The organism is Actinomadura coerulea (assembly GCF_014208105.1).
GTDB lineage: Bacteria > Actinomycetota > Actinomycetes > Streptosporangiales > Streptosporangiaceae > Spirillospora > Spirillospora coerulea.
This window is the reverse complement of sequence record NZ_JACHMQ010000001.1, coordinates 6,262,449-6,280,913: the sequence shown is the minus strand read 5'-3', so window position 1 is coordinate 6,280,913 and position 18,465 is coordinate 6,262,449. Positions and strand designations below refer to the sequence as shown.

The 18,465-nt window shown below is 65.9% G+C and carries 12 protein-coding genes; 10 read left to right on the top strand and 2 right to left on the bottom strand.

Features of this window, described 5'->3' with window-relative positions:
- The first annotated feature begins 344 nt into the window (after positions 1 to 344).
- The 7 genes from BKA00_RS29005 (at position 345) to BKA00_RS28975 (ending at position 12,181) form a co-directional block, all read left to right on the top strand.
- Positions 345 to 1,907: a DNA recombination protein RmuC gene (locus BKA00_RS29005; protein WP_185030271.1), complete on the top strand. Its 1,563-nt coding sequence runs from the start codon at positions 345 to 347 to the stop codon at positions 1,905 to 1,907.
- 74 nt (positions 1,908 to 1,981) lie between these two features.
- Positions 1,982 to 4,069 carry a hypothetical protein gene (locus BKA00_RS29000; RefSeq protein ID WP_185030268.1) on the top strand — a complete coding sequence of 696 codons (2,088 nt, stop codon included), beginning with the start codon at positions 1,982 to 1,984 and terminating at the stop codon, positions 4,067 to 4,069.
- A 26-nt stretch (positions 4,070 to 4,095) separates the two neighbouring features.
- The gene (locus BKA00_RS28995) at positions 4,096 to 5,703 is read left to right on the top strand and encodes a type I restriction-modification system subunit M (protein ID WP_185030265.1); all 1,608 of its coding nucleotides are present in this window, start codon (positions 4,096 to 4,098) and stop codon (positions 5,701 to 5,703) included.
- Positions 5,696 to 6,871, top strand: a complete 1,176-nt coding sequence (locus BKA00_RS28990) for a restriction endonuclease subunit S (protein ID WP_185030262.1) — start codon at positions 5,696 to 5,698, stop codon at positions 6,869 to 6,871. The genes BKA00_RS28995 and BKA00_RS28990 overlap by 8 nt, the downstream gene beginning before the upstream one ends.
- On the top strand, positions 6,868 to 10,053 hold the full coding sequence (locus BKA00_RS28985; protein ID WP_185030260.1) for a type I restriction endonuclease subunit R: 3,186 nt from the start codon (positions 6,868 to 6,870) through the stop codon (positions 10,051 to 10,053). The genes BKA00_RS28990 and BKA00_RS28985 overlap by 4 nt, the downstream gene beginning before the upstream one ends.
- Positions 10,054 to 10,195: 142 nt before the next feature.
- Positions 10,196 to 11,548 carry a hypothetical protein gene (locus tag BKA00_RS28980; RefSeq protein WP_185030258.1) on the top strand — a complete coding sequence of 451 codons (1,353 nt, stop codon included), beginning with the start codon at positions 10,196 to 10,198 and terminating at the stop codon, positions 11,546 to 11,548.
- A 177-nt stretch (positions 11,549 to 11,725) separates the two neighbouring features.
- On the top strand, positions 11,726 to 12,181 hold the full coding sequence (locus BKA00_RS28975; RefSeq protein ID WP_185030256.1) for a tetratricopeptide repeat protein: 456 nt from the start codon (positions 11,726 to 11,728) through the stop codon (positions 12,179 to 12,181).
- Between the two features lie 42 nt (positions 12,182 to 12,223).
- On the opposite strand, the gene BKA00_RS28970 is transcribed toward BKA00_RS28975, so the two are convergent.
- Positions 12,224 to 12,622 carry an ATP-binding protein gene (locus BKA00_RS28970; RefSeq protein ID WP_185030254.1) on the bottom strand — a complete coding sequence of 133 codons (399 nt, stop codon included), beginning with the start codon at positions 12,620 to 12,622 and terminating at the stop codon, positions 12,224 to 12,226.
- Positions 12,623 to 12,758: 136 nt separating this feature from the next.
- On the opposite strand from BKA00_RS28970, the gene BKA00_RS28965 reads away from it, so the two are divergent.
- From BKA00_RS28965 to BKA00_RS28955, 3 genes are all read left to right on the top strand, one after another.
- The gene (locus BKA00_RS28965) at positions 12,759 to 13,559 is read left to right on the top strand and encodes a helix-turn-helix domain-containing protein (protein ID WP_185030252.1); all 801 of its coding nucleotides are present in this window, start codon (positions 12,759 to 12,761) and stop codon (positions 13,557 to 13,559) included.
- Positions 13,550 to 13,753: a DUF397 domain-containing protein gene (locus BKA00_RS28960; protein ID WP_185030250.1), complete on the top strand. Its 204-nt coding sequence runs from the start codon at positions 13,550 to 13,552 to the stop codon at positions 13,751 to 13,753. The genes BKA00_RS28965 and BKA00_RS28960 overlap by 10 nt, the downstream gene beginning before the upstream one ends.
- A gap of 488 nt (positions 13,754 to 14,241) precedes the next feature.
- Positions 14,242 to 17,754 (top strand): nSTAND1 domain-containing NTPase, encoded by a 3,513-nt coding sequence (locus BKA00_RS28955; protein ID WP_244993808.1) that lies wholly within the window; start codon positions 14,242 to 14,244, stop codon positions 17,752 to 17,754.
- Here the strand turns inward: BKA00_RS28955 and BKA00_RS39375 are convergent.
- Complete coding sequence (locus tag BKA00_RS39375) at positions 17,748 to 18,047, bottom strand: NIPSNAP family protein (protein ID WP_185030248.1); 300 nt, start codon at positions 18,045 to 18,047, stop codon at positions 17,748 to 17,750. The two genes, BKA00_RS28955 and BKA00_RS39375, sit on opposite strands and share 7 nt — an antisense overlap.
- Positions 18,048 to 18,465: the final 418 nt, after the last annotated feature.

The window sequence follows — 18,465 nt, the reverse complement described above, 5'->3', positions numbered from 1 at the left end:
GAGCGGATTGGCTTGCCGCGGCGACCCACAACGTAGGCAGCTTCAGCACCGCGAACTATCGAGTAGGCCGATAAGCCCGGTTATCAAACTTCTGTGTCCTTTAAGGCGATCGGGCGGCGTAACGTCTGGGCTCGTTGCGGCTCCCAGGTCCCGCGAACCTCCTGAGTCCGCACGCCCGCTTCCACCGCCGTCCGGCCATCGAGAATCGCGCCGGCCGTCTTCCCCGGAGGTCCACCATGAACGTTCTCGTGTGTGTCGTCCTGTGTCTGTTGTCAGGCGTCCTCTTCGGTGTCATCGGCTACGCGCTCGCACACGGCCGGTTCGCCACGGAGAGGAGCCGACTGTTGGCCGATCAGAAGGTCGTCCGGGTCGAGCGCGACCAGGCGCGGGCACAGTCCCACGAGCTGCGCTCGGAACGGGACCAGGCCCGCAGCCGAGCCGAACGGGCGGACGCGTCCTCGGCGGAACTGTCCATGCGGTACAACGAGCGGGCTGAGCAGGCAGCGCGGCTCGACCGCGACCTGGAGACGATGCGGGAGAAGCTGCAGGCGGCCGAGAAGGAGAACGCACTCCTGAAGGAGTCGGTGCAGGAGAGCGTTCAGCAGACCCGTTCCCTCGAGGAGAGGCTGCAGCATAGCCAGCAGACTGCGGCAAGGCTCCAGGGGGACGTCAACCGGCAGGAGCAGACCCTGGCCGGGATCAAGCAGGACCTGGCCGTCGCCCGCGAGGAGTGCGACGGACTGCGCCGGCAGCAGGAGCAGGTCGAGGCGGCGCGCAGGGAGCTGGACAAGCTGCGCGACGACACCACCCGGCAGCAGACCGAGCAGTTCGAGGCATTCGTGACGAAGATGCTGGAGTCCTCGCAGGACCGGCTGATCGCCACCGCGGACGACCGGCTGGGATCGGCCAGCCGTGCGATCAACGAACGGCTGGCGGACATGGACCAGCGGCTGAGCACCTTCGACTCCAAGCGGAGCGACAACGAGAGCCGGCTCAGCGAACAGCTCAAGATGCTGGCCGACGCGAACGTCGAGAGCAGCAGACAGGCCCGGGCGCTGGCCGACGCGCTGCGCAAGCCGCAGGTCCGGGGCGACTGGGGCGAACTGCACCTCAAGCGCGCCGTTGAGTTGGCGAACATGGAGGAGCACTGCGACTTCGAACTGCAAAAGCACGTCGATGGCGACGAGGGAACGCTGCGTCCCGACATGGTGGTGCATCTGTCCGGTGTTAAGCGGGTGGTCGTGGACGCGAAGGTGTCGTTGGCCGCGTTCCTGGACGCCTTGGAGACCACCGACGACACCGAGCGGGACCGCCACATGGCCGACCATGCCCGACACGTGCGAAAGCACATCGACACGCTGGCGGGCAAGGAGTACTACCGGAACGTCGCCGGCAGCCCGGAGTTCGTGGTGATGTACCTGCCGAGCGAGGCGCTGCTGCAGGCCGCGCTCGACAAGGAGCCCCGCCTGGTGGAGTACGCCGCAGAGAAGCGGGTCGTCATCGCCACGCCCACGGTCCTGATCGCGATGCTCCGCACGGTCGCGATCGCCTGGACGCAGGCGGCGCTCCAGGAGAACCTTCGCCAGGTCCACGATCTGGGCCGCGAACTGCACAAGCGGCTCACGACCATGGCGGGCCACTTCAAGCGCCTCGGCAGTGCCCTGGACGGATCGGTCAAGGCCTACAACGACGCGATCGCTTCGCTGGAGGGACGCGTCATGGTCACGACGCGAAAGTTCAAGGAGTTGAAGGTCGTCGAGGCCGATCCCGCTCCGCTGGCTCCGGTCGAGGTCGCCACTCGTCCGCTGAAGCGTCCGGAACTGATGGAGGCGGCGTCGGCGGAGCCTCCCGTCCGTGTCGTGGAGTCCACGGGAGAAGACCCCGAGGAAACCCCGGAAAGTGCTTGATAAGGGCCGTTATCGGCCATCATGAGAGCCCGGATCTGCCGGTTGCTCTAGTGTCGGTCGCGCAGTGAGGGGAGGTGCTGACGATGGCTGTTGCTCGTGAAGAGATGCTCTTGATGTCCATGACAGAGATCGCCGAACTGGCGGACGTGCGGAGGCCGGTTGTCAGCACCTGGCGCCGCCGTTACCCCGACTTCCCGCAACCGGCGACCGAAGAGCGGGGGCAACAACTCTTCGAGGCCACGCGCATCGTCGACTGGCTGGTCAAGACCGGGCGGGCCGAGCAGGGCGAGATCGAAGGGGACCTGCGGGTCCACACGCTCGCCCGGCTCGGCGCCCAGTTGGCGCCTCGCACGCTGATCCCAGCGCTGACCGCGCTGATCTGCCTCCGGCACCTGTCCGGCGACGAGCCGCTCGACGATGAGACGTCGGGCCTGATGGCGCGCCTGCGGGAGCAGGCGGACGATACCGACCCGGACGACGAACTGCTGGCCTCAGAGATCCGCGGGCTGCGCGCGCCCTGGCTACCGGCCGCCGTGGACGAACTGGTGGAGGCCGCCTGGAGCCCGCAGGGGGCATTCGAACGGATCATGCAGGTCCGCGATCGCCTCGGCGCAGCCGGCCTGTCGTCTGGCCGACTGGACCTGGTGCTGGAGTCCCTGGTCGCGGGGTTGGCCGATGCCCGCGCCCGCGCCGACCGTGAGGGCGAGGTGCGGCTCGTCGACCCGTCCGCCGGCGTCGGCGACCTGCTGGTCGCGGTCGCCGGCACGCTCCGCGACGACCAGGTCCTGCGCGTCACCGCCTGCTGCGCCGACCCGGTGTCGGCCCGGTTGACGCGGCGGCGCCTAGCCGTGCGCGACGTCCCCGAGGTTGAGTACGAGGCGCGCACCGACCCGGACGGTTGCCTGGACGAGGCCACGATCGTCGTTACCCAACTGCCTTACCGTCCGGCCGAGGAACGCTCCGCCGTGCTGTCACTGAACGCACTGAACGACCTGTTGCTGCCGCTACCCCCCGGCGCGACCGCGGTCGTCGTGGCGCCGGCGGACACAACCGCCGCGCTCGACCCGACCAGTGATGCCGGCGTCCTGCGCGGACAGCTGCTGGCCTCCGGTTCAATCAAGGCTGTCATCCGGCTGCCCGGCGGACTCGTCCCCTACCGCCCCGGATACGAACTCGCGTTGTGGGTGCTCACCGCCGACTACGCAGTGGGGGAGCGCGGCAAGGTGCTTCTGGCGGACGTGTCCGACCGCGCCCTCACTCCCGGCCTCGTCGATGCCCTCGTCACCGACGTACTGGCCTGGCGTGACGAGCAGTTCGATCCCGAAGCCCGTCGCCGCATCCACACCGTCGCGACCCCGGTCAGCGCGTTGATCGCCTCGCCGCGTCCAATGCTCCCCCGCTACCTGCCGTCCCAGGACGATCTGCGCTGGGACGTGCCAGAACGCGTTGCTCGCGCGCTCGAACTGGAACGCATGGTGTGGGAGGCCCGGCCGGACGCGCCCCGCCTGAACAGTGATCTGTCCGCCGTCCCCAGGCCACGTCCGCCGCGTACCGCGACCATCGCGGAGCTCTCCGGCAGAGGCCGAGCGAAGGCGCTGTCGCTGCGAAAGGGCACGCGCCTGCCAGCCGGGCTCATCCGCCCCGCCTCCAGCACGGTGAACGCGACGAATTCCCATCCCGTCTTCGGCCCTCCGGAAGTCCTCGGCGAGAGCGAACCGGGCAGCCGCCGCGTCGACCGCTTCGAATTCGAGAGAACCTGCCCTGGTGCCCGGCACAGCAAGCCCGGCGACGTCATCATCACTACCGTGCCGCGACCGTCCGCCGCCGTCGACCACGACGGTCACTCGGTGGTGGAGTTCCCCGCCCGCATCCTGCGCATCGAGGAGGACGGCAAGAAGCACTTCACACCGCGCGTGCTGGCCGCCCTGCTGGACCGCGCGGGACGAGCCGACGGAGCCATCCGGCCGGCGCAGCGCCTGCAGGAGTTGGCCTTGCCGCTGCTGTCCCCGTCCGAGGTGAAGCGGCTGGACCGCCTGCTGGCGGACCTGGACGACCGCCGGGACCGCGCCCACCGCGAGATCGCCGCCCTGGACGAGTTGCGCCGCATCGCCGCCACCGGCCTCGCCGACGGAACCCTGACCCTCACCGACCCCAACGCCTGACGCGACAACCCGAATTGAGGAGACAGATGCCGCCCCGCAAGAAAGCCCCCGCCGGACAGGCCGAACTGCCCGGCGTGTCGACGATGGCGGAGCTGAAGGCGATCCTGTGGAGGTCCGCGGACAAGCTCCGCGGCTCGATGGACGCCGCCCAGTACAAGGACTTCGTCCTCGGCTTGGTCTTTTTGAAGTACGTCTCCGACGCCTTCGCCGAACGCCGCGACCAGATTCGTGACGAGCTCGTCGCCGACGGCGTGCCGGAGTCTCGACACGAGTCGTTCCTGGACGACAAGGATGAGTACGAGGGCGAGGGCGTCTTCTGGGTTCCCGAGGGGGCCCGCTGGCCCGAGCTGGCGGCGCAAGCCAAGTCCGGCGCAATCGGCGAGCTGATCGACGGAGCGATGGACGCGGTCATGAAGACCAACCGGTCCCTGGCCGGTGTCCTGCCCCGCATCTACAACCAGAACAACGTCGACCAGCGCCGCCTCAGCGAGCTCGTCGACCTGCTCAGCGACGCCCGCTTCACCGGCCACGACGGCAAGTCTGCCCGTGACGTGCTCGGCGAGGTCTACGAATACTTCCTGGAGAAGTTCGCCCGCGCCGAGGGCAAACGCGGCGGCGAGTTCTACACGCCCGCCAGCGTCGTCAAGGTCCTGGTCGAAATTCTCGAGCCCTACAAGGGACGGGTGTACGACCCGTGCTGTGGCTCGGGCGGCATGTTCGTCCAGGCAGAAAAGTTCGTCCTCAGCCACCGTGGCCGCCGCGACGACATCGCCGTCTACGGCCAGGAAGCCAACGAACGCACCTGGCGACTGGCCAAGATGAACCTGGCCATCCACGGCATAGGCGGCGACCTGTCCACCAAGTGGGCCGACACCTTCTACGAGGACCGCCACCCGGACCTCAAGGCCGACTACATCCTGGCCAACCCGCCGTTCAACATGTCGGACTGGTACCGGCGGAGCGACGACCCGCGCTGGCGCTTCGGCACCCCGCCTGCGGGCAACGCCAACTTCGCCTGGATGCAGCACATCATCTCCAAGCTCGGCACCCGCGGCAGCGCTGGCGTCGTCATGGCCAACGGCTCGATGTCCTCCAAGCAGTCCGGCGAAGGCGACATACGCACCGCCCTCGTGGAGAACGACCTCGTGGCCTGCATGGTCGCGCTGCCCTCGCAGTTGTTCCGCACCACGCAGATCCCCGCGTGCCTGTGGTTCTTCACCAAGGACAAGTCCGCCCATGCCGGCCACAGCGACCGTCAAGGCCAGACGCTGTTCATCGACGCCCGCAACATGGGCACGATGCTCGACCGCACCGAACGCGTCCTCACCGACGACGACGTCGCGAAAATCGCCAACGCCTACCACGCCTGGCGCGGCACCCCCAGCGCCCGCGAGGCGGGCCTGACGTACGAGGACGAGCTCGGCTTCTGCTACTCGGCCGTCACCGACGAGATCCGCGCAGCCGACCACATCCTCACCCCCGGCCGCTACGTCGGCGCCCCCGAGGCCGAAGAGGACCACGAGCCCATCGCCGACAAGCTCGACCGCCTCACCAAGGAACTCTTCACCCACTTCGAAGAGTCCACTCGCCTCGAACAGACCATCCGGAAGCAGCTGGAGAACCTCGATGTCTGAGTGGCAGGTAGTCCGCCTTCGCGACATTTGTGATTCTGTCGATTATGGCTTGACTGCGAGCGCAAGCAAATCCGAGGTCGGACCCAAGTTTCTCCGGATAACCGATATCGTCGGAAGCAATTTCGACTGGTCTCAGGTTCCGCATGTCGCAGCAACTTCGTCGCAGGCCGAAAAATACAAACTTCGTCACGGCGACATAGTGATCGCTCGAACGGGCGCAACTACCGGGCGAAGCAAGTGGATCGCCGATCCGCCTGACGCTGTCTTCGCATCATACCTAGTGCGATTGAAGGTGAACGAGAAGATCAACTCGCGTTTCGTCGGTTATCTACTCAAGTCTCCTCAGTTCACTAAATACGTGGCGGGGGTACTCGGCGACAAATCGGCCCAGCCAAATGCGAGTGCCAGCACACTTACGGCAGCCAAACTTTCTCTGCCGTCCGAAAGAGCAATACAGGATACGATCGCCGACATTCTAGGGACACTAGACGATAAAATCGCCGTCAATAATCGAATCCTCACTACAGCCGATGACACGGTCCGAGCTATTTATGCAATGTTTCAAAGGAACATTACAGGCCAGCTTAGGATAGACGAAATAGGTGCGCTCGTCAAAGAGACCGTCTCGGTAGCACAGCTGGGAGACTCCGAAAAATACATAGGTCTTGAACACATGCCGAGGCGTCAAATGTGGCTGCCACGATGGGATACCTCCTCTGCAGTCACCAGCGCCAAGGCGCGCTTTAGTGCAGGTGATATCTTGTTCGGGAAGCTACGACCCTATTTCCACAAGGTGGGACTCGCCCCTGTAGACGGCGTAGCCTCTACCGACATATTGGTCGTTCGCCCGAAAAATAAACATTTTCGGGGATGGCTGCTCGCGGCACTCTCTAGCGACGAGGTAGTAGCGCATGCCTCGGCCGTGGGCGATGGGACCCGGATGCCCAGGGCAAAATGGGCCGATCTAGCTAAATTTGAGATCCCCTGGCCTGGCGAGCAAAAGGCGCAAGAATTTGAATGGCTAACAGCATCCCTGGCTCGGAAGGCAGAAAGCTCCATATCCGAAAATCGAAGCCTTTCGCGACTGCGTGACACGCTGCTGCCGAAGCTGGTGTCGGGGGAGATCAAGATCAGGGATGCGGAGAAAGTCGCGGAGGATGCCGTATGAGCGGCTACAGCGAGGCCGACTTCGAACATGACGTGCTGGGCACGCTTGGTGAGCTCGGCTGGGAATACAAGGACGGCAAGCAGGTCGCCGTGGGCTCGGGTGAGCGGGAATCCTGGGACGAGCTGATCATCCCGAGCCGACTGCGGGACGCGATCGTCCGGATCAACCCGAGCCTGCCCGCTTCGTCCGTGGACGAGATCGTCTCCCTGGTGCTGTCGCCGCAGTCGCAGGACGCTAAGGCGGAGAACCGCCGGATTCACGGATACCTGACCCACGGTATCCGCGGCATCAGCTATGTCGACGAGTACGGTGCGGAGCAGCATCCGACCGTCCACTTGATCGATCGGAACGACCCGTACCGCAATGACTTCGTCGCGGCCAACCAGGTGATGGTCGTCAAGGGCGAGGAGCGGCGCCGTTTCGACGTCGTCCTCTACATGAACGGGCTTCCGGTTACGGTCTTCGAGTTGAAGAAGATGAGCGACGAGCGGGCCACGCCCGAGGCCGCCCACGCCCAGCTCATGGCCTACGTCAGGGACATCTGGGACGCGTTCCGCTGCAACGTGGTGTGCCTGGTCTCGGACGGCGTGACCACGAAGTACGGCACTGCGTTCACTCCCTTCAACCACTTCGCTCCCTGGAACGTCGACGAGCAGGGCAAGCCAAAGGAGCAGCCCGCTGCCGCGTGGGAGAACAGCGAGCTGAACCTCACGCTGCACGGCCTGTTCAACCAGCGCCAGTTTGTGGAGCTCCTGACCGGCTACGTCGCGTTCGCCCAATCGGACGACGGTGTGCAGAAGCGGATCGCCAAGCCGCATCAGTACTTCGCGGTATCCAAGGCGGTCGACAAGACGATCGAGGCTGTGCGCAGCAACGGCAAGGCCGGCGTGGTATGGCACACCCAGGGGTCCGGCAAGTCGTTCGAGATGGAGCTGTACTCCAACCAGGTGCTCAAGCATCCGGCGCTCGGCAACCCCACCATCGTGGTGATCACCGACCGTAACGATCTGGACGACCAGCTCTTCGAGGGCTTCAACGCCAGCGAACTGCTGCCGGAGAAGCCCGTCCGTGTCGACAGCCGGCACGCTCTGCGCACCGAGTTGTCCAACCGGCGTACCGGCGGCATCTACTTCACGACCCTGCAGAAGTTCAGCAAGACGACCGAGGAAAAGAACGCCGGGCGGGCGCACCCGCTTCTCTCGGACCGCCGCAACATCATCGTGATCGTCGACGAGGCGCACCGCAGCCACTACGACAGCCTTGACGGCTACGCCCGGCACCTGCGCGACGCGCTTCCCTACGCAACGATGATCGCCTTCACCGGCACACCGGTCTCTGAGATCGACCGCAACACCCAGGACGTGTTCGGCGGCTACATCGACATCTACGACCTGACCCGGGCCGTCAAGGACGGCGCCACGGTGCCCGTCTACTACGAGAACCGCCTGATCCAGCTCGAACTGCCTGAGGGCATGGACCCCGAGAAGCTGGACGAGGAGGCAGACAAGGCGACCGAGGGCCTGGACGACACCGAGCGCAAACGGGTCGAGCACGCCACCGCCACGCTCAACGCCGTCTACGGTGCACCCGCCCGGCTGGAGAAGCTGGCATCCAACATCGTCGAGCACTGGGAGACGCGGTCGGAGGCGATGCGCCCGTTCATCGACGCCCCCGGCAAGGCGATGATCGTGTGCAGCACGCGAGAGATCTGCGCCGATCTGTATGAGCAAATTATCGCCATAAAGCCGGACTGGCACTCCGATGACGTCAACACCGGCAAGATCAAGGTCGTCTACAGCTCGTCCACCAGCGACCCCGACAAGCTCCGCAAACACCGGCTGCGCCCCCGCGAGCAGAAGACCGTCCAGCGGCGCATGAAGGACGCCGGCGACGAGCTTGAGCTGATCATCGTCAAGGACATGCTGATCACCGGCTTCGACGCGCCCCCGCTCCACACCCTCTACCTGGACCGCTCGATGCGCGGCGCACAGCTCATGCAGACCCTGGCGCGCGTGAACCGCACCTTCCGCAACAAGCAGGACGGCCTCATGGTCGGCTACGCGCCGCTCCACGAGAACCTGATCGCCGCACTGGCCGAGTACACCACCGACGACCAGCACACCAAGCCGATGGGCCGTGATCTCGACGAGGCGATCACCAAGGTCCGCGACCTCCTCGACGGCATCGGTGAACTGCTCAGAGACCACCCCTGGCGCCAGATCCTGCAAGCCGGGACGCCCACCGCCTACCGCGATGCCGTCACGGGAACCGCCGACTACATCTGGAACCCGCAGCACCCGCTCAACCAGCCCGACGCGTCCGATCCCGACAAGGAGACGCTCAAGGAGAAGTTCCTGCGCTGCGCCGCGCGCCTCGCGCGCCTCTACGCCCTTTGCGCGACCAGCGGCGACCTGAACGACGTCCGCGACGACATCGCGTTCTTCCGGGACGTGCGCGTGGTAGTCGTCAAGCTCGACGCCGCCCGCCGCCAGGCCGAAGGCCGTCCCGTCCCCGCTGAGGTCGAGCTGTACCTGAAGCAGCTCACCGCGAGCGCGATCGAGGCCGGAGACGTCATCGACCTGTTCAAGGAAGCCGGCCTGGACCAGCCGGACCTGTCCCACCTGGACGAGTCCTACATCAAGAAGATGCAGGCCGCCAAGCATCCCGCCATCGCGATCGAGGCCCTGCGCCGGCTCGTCCAGCAGGAGATGCGCAAAGTTACAAAACACAACATCGTGCGCCGGCAGAGCTTCTCCGACCGCCTGCTGGACCTGATGCGCAAGTACACCAACCAGAACCTCACAGCCGCCGAGATCATCGCCGAACTCGTCGCGATGGCTAAGGAGGTCGCCGCCGACGCCAACCGGGGCCAGGAGTTCAACCCGGCCCTCAGCAACGACGAGCTCGCCTTCTACGACGCGGTCGCCGCCAAGGACACCGTCCGCACCCTCATGGGCGACGACCAGCTCGCCGCCATCGCGCGCGACCTCGTCAAGGCCGTCCGCCGCAACCTTTCCACCGACTGGACGGCCCGGGACGACGTCCAAGCCAAGCTCCGCTCCATCATCAAGCGCCTCCTGGCGCGCCACGGCTACCCACCCGAGGAGCAGCCCGACGCCATCCAGAAGGTCATCGAACAGCTCGAAACCTTCGCCGACGAGTGGTCCCCAAATGTCGGGTGACGTCTGGCGAGTCTCATCAAAGGGGAGGACAGCAAAGCCGCGGCCCTCTGTACACGGTTGGGCACGTGAACTGCGTGAGCGGATCGCGAGAGGCGAGAACGCATCGCCCCTCGCACGTGAGTTGGGACGAACGAATCGCAAAGTGTCGCTCGCCGCAACGCACTATGCGTTGTGGCAGACCGAGGGAGAGATAGTCGTATCCCGGCTGGGGGACGCGTCCGTGCGGCCGCCAGGTATCCTCCAGAGGCAGCGTAACGCTCTACTGGAAATCATTGCTATTTACACTGGAAAACAAAAAGCGAAGGTGATCGCTGAATTTCGGAGCGAACTAGCGAAGAACAATAATCTCACTCAGCTCGAGCAAAGTCTACAGAACAAGTCTCGACTCTCGCGCGAAGCAACGGAGTTCGACGCGATACGCCGCGCCTATATGGACGTCGGCGGTAGGATTTCTCGGCAGGCGACTTCGAGCGACCAGGCCATAAATGTAAAGCCCGCTCCTCTGCCACGGAGAGACAGTCGGACGCCCTCAGAAGACGTCCCCATCAAGACAACTCTAGAGATCACTCCTTTTTCAGCTCAAAAAAAGGGGAAAATCTACATATGGGATTATGTGCTGGAGGATGACAATCCGAAAGCATTGACACTTCCCATGCCTCGCGAGTTTGAACCGTCATTAAAAAAAGGAAAAACGGTTTTTCTTGTACTTGAGGGCTGCTTGCCTCTGGATCGGATGGAAACGACTGTAAGCAAGGTACCCTTCAGCACTGACCGCTCTTTTGTATCCATTCCTCGCATGGGATTGCCCAAGAACTTTTTTCCAGGAATGAAGTTCGAACTATCGTGGCTCCCGCAAAAGCGAACACTGATTGCCAAATTTAATATCTTGCAAAGTCCGGTTCGCTTTAATGGAAGACTGCTTCAGTTCGAATACGACGCCCCCTCTGTCACCAGGAATACCGCCCCGGGCGGTCCTGCGACGGCCAAGCCTTCGGGGCTGAGCGCAAAGGAGTGGGTCCTACGAACCCTACAGGTGGTCGGCTATCTGGACGCCGAAGGAGTGGCAGTCCTGGCTGAGGAGGCACTGGAGCGCAACATGGTCCGCCTAGGGTTTCCTGCCGGTCAACTGCACCGAGTCACACACGCGGTCAGCGAACTATTGAACGAAAGTAAGATTCATCGAGTTCAGGGATCGATTGGATCTACCGGTCATCCAATTTTTCCGAGTGTGCCACATAAGCCACCCATAGATCTTCTATGCTTTCGCCCACAAATTACGCCCGCAAGTGATAAAGCAAGTCGCAAGTCAGTCCGGCAGCTACCACAAAAACCGCAAACCGTTTCGGGTTTCGTACGTAGGTTGCCAGCTGGACAACAGGCCAGCATGGACGCTCTCGATGCGCACGAAGAAGCTCAGCGTCGGGCCGAGGTCGCCAACGACAAGCCTTTGAAGCCAGGTTACACGTTCGTTCGCAAGCACCGCCGAAATCATTAGTTTCATATCTATCCCAGTGCCGTGTGGCAAAGGAGAGGGTAATGCCGTTCTTTATACCGGTGGTGCTTGCTGGGGTCGACATCACCACAGGTGGGAGCGGCAGCGCACTGGGGTCGGCTCTGACGGCTCGCGCAAGCGGCCGATGTCGTTGACGCGGTCATCGGCCGGGTCGCCGGGATGCTGAGCTCCGCGAGCCCAGACCTGCTCAAGCTTCGCTTCCACCGCGCGCCAACCCTCTTCCTCGGCGGGGACTCGCGCACGGCCCTTCCCGAGTTTGATGCCCTGGCCGGCGCCTATGCCCGCACTGCCGGGCCGACCAGCGATCGCGCACTGGAATCTCGTCGCTACGCCGCCCTCTGCCGCGCCAACCTCGGCCAGACCACCGTCGCGCTCGACCAATTCCAGCGCCTCCTCGACGACGTTGCCGCCACCGACAGCCACGCCAGCGAACTCGCGCTCGACATCCGGCATAGCATTGGCATGCTCCTGCTCTCGGCAGGCGACAAGACCGCCGCAGAGAACGTGTTCGAGCTGCTCTACCAGGACCACCTGGTCATCAACGGCCCCGACGACGAACGCACTCGCGAGATCGCCGAAATGCTCGTCCGCATACGCCTCCCCACGACCCCATAGCGCTACGCTCGCGGACGGGAGAGTACGCCCCTCCGCTGGTCTTCAGGTGGGGTCGATGACCGCGAAGACGACCTTGCCGACGTTGCCGGCCAGGGCGCGGATGCCCCAGCAGCGGGCGTACTGGTCAACGATGAACAGGCCCCGGCCCGTCTCGCTGGAGGTGTCGGCCGCCAGCATGTGCGGGAGGCTGCAGGCGGCATCCTGAACCTCCATCCACAGCGCGTCGTCCTCGGTGCGACTCAACCTCAAGATCACGTCGTCGTCCGTTGCGGACGCCGCGTGCTGGAGGGCATTAGTGACCAGCTCGCTGGCCACCAGGCACGGCACAAAGTCGTCCATCCCGTACTCACCGGTGACCAGCCGCACGAACTGCCGGACCTCCGCGACGACCTTGGGGTCCTGCTTCACCACCATCTCGTTCTGCATCGCCGCCTGCCCCATGACCCTCTCCTCACCGTGTGTGGCGTACTCCACACATTGAGCCACTATCCGGGCTACGATTGGCTTGCCAAGTGGGCTTGGCGGGCGTTGGCAAGTACGCCTTCTGCTGGGTAAATGCTGAGGAGAGGTAAGGGCTATGCCTTCACGTCGACAGCGGCCCCGAGAGTCCCCCGCTCTCGTCGCATTTGGCCGTCAACTGCGCCGGATGCGCGAGGCCAAGGGAGCAAAGCAGGAGACCATCGCGCACTTGACGAACCTGAGTGGTGCACAGGTCAGCCGGATCGAGGCGGGTAAGAGACGCGCAAGTCGATCATTCGTCGAGATCGTGGACGACTACCTAGAGGCGGATGGCGCACTCATCAGCTTGTGGGAGGACCTGAACAAGGACGGTCACCCCGTACCGATCTGGTTCGACTGGCCCCAGATCGAAGGTGACGCCGTCGAGTTGACGTGCTATCAGCTCTGCGTCATAGCAGGTCTGGCTCAAACGGCGGCGTACGCCAAGGCGATCCTTAAGGGAAATGAAGAGGCAGTAGCTGCGCGGTTGGAGCGGCAGAAGATCCTCGGCCAGGAGAACCCTCCGGTGATAACGCTCCTGGTCGACGAGCAAGCCCTGTACAGGCCGGTCGGTACCGCCGAGACGATGAAGGAGCAACTTGAGCACCTGATCGCCCTCGGTGAGCGCCCCAACGTGACGGTCCAGGTCATCATCGGAAGTGGCGAACACCCAGGAAACGGCAGCAGCTTCGTCCTGGCTACGATGGCCGACATGAGCCAGATAGCCTACATAGAGACGGCTATACGAGGGCTCACGACAGACGACCCCGCAGATCTCACGGAACTTTCACGCGTCCTGGTTGAGCTCCGGAGCAGAGCGCTTCCGGCAGACATGTCGCGAGACTTCATCAGGAAGGTGGCCGAAGAACGATGGACCTGAACAAGGCCAAGTGGCGTAAGGCCAAGCGAAGCCTGAGCAACGGCGGTGAATGCGTCGAGCTGGCGGACATGGCTGGGATGACCGGTGCGCCGGTGGTGGCGGTGCGGGACAGCAAGGACCCGGACGGCCCCGTCCTCCTGCTGACCCGCGCGGCCCTGCGGACGGCCGTCCAGTCCGCCGCCGACACGCACTGACCACCCAGCACCGCCCTGACTACCGTGCAGCGGCGAGTCGTCCCGTCACCCGACCCGGACGACCCGCCGCACCCCACCGTCCCCACAGGCAAGACCCACGCCCGTCCGCCTCCCCCAGAGGCAACTGCAGCCGGGCGGACCTGCCCGCTGACAAGTCCATCCGCGCGTCCGACACTGGCCTAATGCCTCTCGAAAACCTCACTAGGCGCAAGGCAAGCCGAACCCACAGCAACAGCGGCGAGCGCGTCGTGCTGGCGAGTGTGCACGGCTGACCTGGCCGTACTCCGTGCAGCGCTTAGCCCGGGCGTCCAGGACCGCAGTCGTCCGGGTCGAACCTTCATCATCGCCTTCCCCTTGCGGCAATGGCGTTCCGCTCGATTATTGAAGAAGATCAGGCCGTGTCCGGGGACGGGTGGGACTGGCGTGGGTAGCGGGATGGGCGAGGCGTGCCGGTGGTGCGGCGTATGAGGCCCCGCTTGAACATCGCGTTGAACGTCCTGCTCGTGGTCGTGCTCGCCCTTCTGGGCATCCTGACGAACTACGCGACCGGGGGCGACGACGCGCCGCTGCCGCTGGATCTGCTGCGCAAGATCGCCGTTCCCGGGCTCGGGGTGCTGATCCTGGCGTTGATCGTCCTGACGGCGGTGTCGGCGCGGCTGGAGAACCCGCCGCGGGCGCCGGAGCGCGAGTGGGATCCGGGACGCACTCCGTATCCGGGGCTGGAGGCGTTCGCCGAGGACGAGGCGGCGGTGTTCTTCGGACGGGACGAGCCGGTGAGCACGCTGCTCCGTCAGCTGTACCAGCGCGACGGCGAGCGGTTCGTGGTCGTCGCCGGGGCTTCGGGGAGCGGTAAGTCCTCCATGGTTCAGGCGGGGTTGATCCCCAGGTTGCGCGGGCGCCGCTGGCTGGTGCAGCCGGTACTGACGCCGGGGTCCGATCCGATGGCTGCGTTGGCGACGACGTTCGGCAACGCTCGGGACGCAGAACGGTTGCGAGGGGCGCCGTCCGCGCTTGCCGAGCTGGTCGCAGAGGCGCGGCGACGGTCGGGGCGGCGCGATGCCCGCGTCCTCATCACCGTCGACCAGTTGGAGGAGCTGTTCACGCTTGCTGGATCCGACCAGCGGGACCTGTTCCTGTCGGCGCTGTCGGCGGCGTTGCGCGCCGATTCCAGGTTGTGGGTGGTGGCGACGGTCCGCATCGAGTTCCTGCGCTCCTTCCTGGAGACCGGCCATGCCGCACTGTTCGCTCGCCCCATAGCGCTCGGCGCGTTGACGCGGGCCGAACTCGTGACGGTGGTTGAGGCACCGGGCGCGCTGGCCGGGCTGCGGTTCGAGCCTGGCCTGGTCACCAGGATCGTCGAGGACACCGGGACAGCCGATGCACTGCCGCTGTTGGCCTATCTGCTGCAGGAGCTGTATTTCGCGTCCGGGCGCGGGAAGGTCGCCACGTTCGACGCGTACCGCCGGCTCGGCGGAGTCGCGGGCGCGCTGTCCCGGCAGGCCGACCAGCTCGTCACCGCGCTGCGCGGAGACGAGGGCATCGAGCCGATCCTGGCGGTGCTGTTCAAGTTCGTCACCACGGAAGGGACCGAGGCCACCCGCCGCCGCGTCGTCCTGGACGATCTGAGCGAGGACGAGCGACGCGTCGTCACCGCATTCGTGGAGGCCCGGCTCCTGGTCACCGACGTGTGGGAGGGAACGCCCATCGCGCAGGTCGCGCATGAGGCGCTGTTCCGCCAGTGGGCGCCGTTGCGCCAGGAGGTGGAGGCACGGGCGGAGCTGCTGCGGCGCCGCGCCGAGCTGGAACGATGGGCCGCGGACTGGCGCCAGGCCGGTCACAAGGTCGACTACCTGCTGACCGGCGAGCGACTCCAACTCGCGCTGCAGTGGCTGGAAGGCCTGGAGTCGGCCGGGCAGGACAGCGGCGAGATCCGCGCGTTCATCGAGGCGTCCAAACGGCGCGACCTGGCGTTCCTGCGACGCGTGTCGGAGGGGATCGGCCAGTACGTCCTGGCCAACGCCGAGCAGTACCCCGAGTTGGCGATCCTGCTGGCCGCGGCAGCGCTTTCGGAGTGCCCGCCGACACCGGCCGCCACACGCGCGCTCATGGCGGCGTTGGCCTTCAGCCACCTGACCCACGTGCTGGACGGGCACACCGACGCGGTCCGCAACCTCGCCTGGTCGCCCGATGGGGCCTTGATCGCCACCGCGTCCCGCGATGGCACCTGCCGGCTGTGGGACGCGACCACCGGCTCCACTACCGCCGTGCTGGAAGGCCACCGCGGCATGGTGGAGATGGTCGCCTGGGCGCCGGACGCCCGCCGCATCGCCACCGCCTCCCGCGACCACACCGTCCGCGTCTGGGACACCGCCACCGGCCGCACGCTGGCTGTGCTGGCGGGCGCGACCGACGTCGTGCGAACCGTCGCCTGGTCACCGGACGGAAGCCAGATCGCCGCTGGGGCCCGCGACCGGGTGGTGCGCATCTGGCGGGCCGACACCTACGAACCCGTGACCGAGTTGCACGGCCATACCGACAACATCCTCGGCATCGCCTTCTCGCCCAGCGGCAACCTCCTGGCCACCGGATCCCATGACAGGACCGTCCGGATCTGGGATCTCGCCACGGGCACGGCCACGGTGCTCCACGGCCACCAGGACTTCGTGGAAGGTGTCGCCTGGTCCCCTGATGGAGCCTTCGTCGCGTCGGCCGGAGGCGACGGCACCATGCGCATCTGGGACGTCCGCTCCTCAGCACAGACCGGGCTCATCCGCTGCCACGGGACCCGGGTGTGGAATGTGGCGTGGTCACCCGATGGCACCTACCTGGCCAGTTGCGGCAGCGACAACACCGCCCGCGTCTGGAACCCGCGGACCAGCGAGGAGATCTTTGCCCTCCGCGGCCACACCGACGACGTGTGGGGCGTCGTGTGGTCACCCGACGGCGCGCATCTGGCCACAGGCTCGGCCGACACCACCGCCCGCATCTGGGACGTCACCCCCAAGGGCGCCGAGAGTCTCCAACTGGCCGGCCATCGCGGCCCCGTCCGCGCCGCCGCGGTCACGCCGTCCGGACGGTTGATCGCCACGGCTGGTGACGATGCGACGATCCGGATCTGGGACGCCGCCGACGGCACCCTTCACGCCGTGATCACCGACCACCGGGACACCGTCCACGATCTCGCCTGGGCCAGCGTGGAGGGGCGCACGATGCTGCTCTCCTGCTCCAGCGACCGCACGATCGGTCTGTGGAGGCTGGACGAAGCCTCTCCTGGTGACATCTCCGGCGACCGAATCCCCAGCAGCGACATTCATGAGGCCGTGGCCTGGCGTCCCGGCTCGGACACCTTCGCAACCGCAGGGCACGACCGCACCATCGTCATCCACCCCCGCGGCGACCACGAATCCACCGAGCGCCTGGCCGGTCACCACGACTGGGTCGTTGGTCTCGCTTGGTCGCCCACCGGGGCGCACCTCGGCTCCACCTCCGATGACCGCACCGCCCGCATCTGGAACGTCCATGACCCCGGCGAAGCCGTGACGCTGCACGGCCACGCCAACTGGGTCGACAACATCGCCTGGTCCCCCGACGCGCGCCGGGTCGTCACCGGCTCCGCCGACGGAACCGCTCGCGTCTGGGACACCACCACCGGCGAGCAACTGGCCGTCCTCGACGCCCATGAGGCCCGCGTCGCTGGCGTTGCCTGGTCACCCGACGGCTTCATGATCGCCACTGCGTCCTACGACCGCACCGTCCGTCTGTGGGCGGGCAGGACCTACACCGAGATCGGCGTCATCGGTGTCCATCGCGGCCCGGTCGTCTCCGTCACCTGGACCCCGGACAGCCAGACCGTCATCTCCGCCTCCTTCGATGGCACCGCCCGGCTCTGGCCCTTCGACGTCGACCTCGACGCCCTGAAATCCAAGGCCGGAACCCGCGTGTTCCGCCCGCTCGCGCAGGAAGAACGCCTGGCCCACCTTCTCCCCGAGCCCGATCAGTAGACCTGCTCGACCACCCGCACGTCGCGATCGACCAGGTACTCGGACGGGTCCAGCCCCATCGCCTCCCGCTCCGGCGACGCCCAGTACCGCTGGTTCGCCTCCTCGAACGTCTCCTCCCCCTCGTACCAGATCACCCACACGAACCGGCTGCGCTCGTGATCGAGCCAGGCACCCCCGATCCCGAATCCCAGCTTCAACCGCAGCGGCACCACCGACTCCCGCCATCTGGCCGCCCACTCCTCGAGCAGGCCCTCCCTGATCGTGTACGTCCTCAACTGGACGGTCTTCGGCACGATGCCTCCTCTCCACCTGGAATCCGCAGCGTCGGCTAACACCCGTCGCAAACTCACACAACCATGGGCCCACCCCCTCGAGCATCTCGACCTGCGTCCCTGCCGGGTCCAATGGCCGACGAGTACCCCGAGTTCCATCTGCACACGGGAAACGGCGGCCCCTCGGCGCATGAACGGCTCCTGGATGAGCGGGGGACGAAGCGCAGCCGACAATTCAAGTTCTCGCCGGGTCTCCCGCGCGGACCTGCGCAGCGCCGTGGACTCCGCCCGCGCGGCGCGCTGGCCGTCTACAACTATTTCCCCGCCTCCCACAAGGCCGAGACGCGGCGGGCCGTCCACTTGGCCCTGCCCGGGCGGCCCGCCGCCCACCATCGCGCCCAGAACCGACCCCGGCTCGTCCGCCCCCACCCCGCCACTC

Excerpts from the sequence above, each read along its gene's own strand:
- BKA00_RS28995 (WP_185030265.1), top strand. The coding sequence starts at position 4,096 with ATGCCGCCCCGCAAGAAAGCCCCCGCCGGACAGGCCGAACTGCCCGGC.
- BKA00_RS28990 (WP_185030262.1), top strand. The coding sequence starts at position 5,696 with ATGTCTGAGTGGCAGGTAGTCCGCCTTCGCGACATTTGTGATTCTGTC.
- BKA00_RS28985 (WP_185030260.1), top strand. The coding sequence starts at position 6,868 with ATGAGCGGCTACAGCGAGGCCGACTTCGAACATGACGTGCTGGGCACG.
- BKA00_RS28975 (WP_185030256.1), top strand. The coding sequence starts at position 11,726 with ATGCTGAGCTCCGCGAGCCCAGACCTGCTCAAGCTTCGCTTCCACCGC.
- BKA00_RS28970 (WP_185030254.1), bottom strand. The coding sequence starts at position 12,622 with ATGGGGCAGGCGGCGATGCAGAACGAGATGGTGGTGAAGCAGGACCCC.
- BKA00_RS28965 (WP_185030252.1), top strand. The coding sequence starts at position 12,759 with ATGCCTTCACGTCGACAGCGGCCCCGAGAGTCCCCCGCTCTCGTCGCA.
- BKA00_RS28960 (WP_185030250.1), top strand. The coding sequence starts at position 13,550 with ATGGACCTGAACAAGGCCAAGTGGCGTAAGGCCAAGCGAAGCCTGAGC.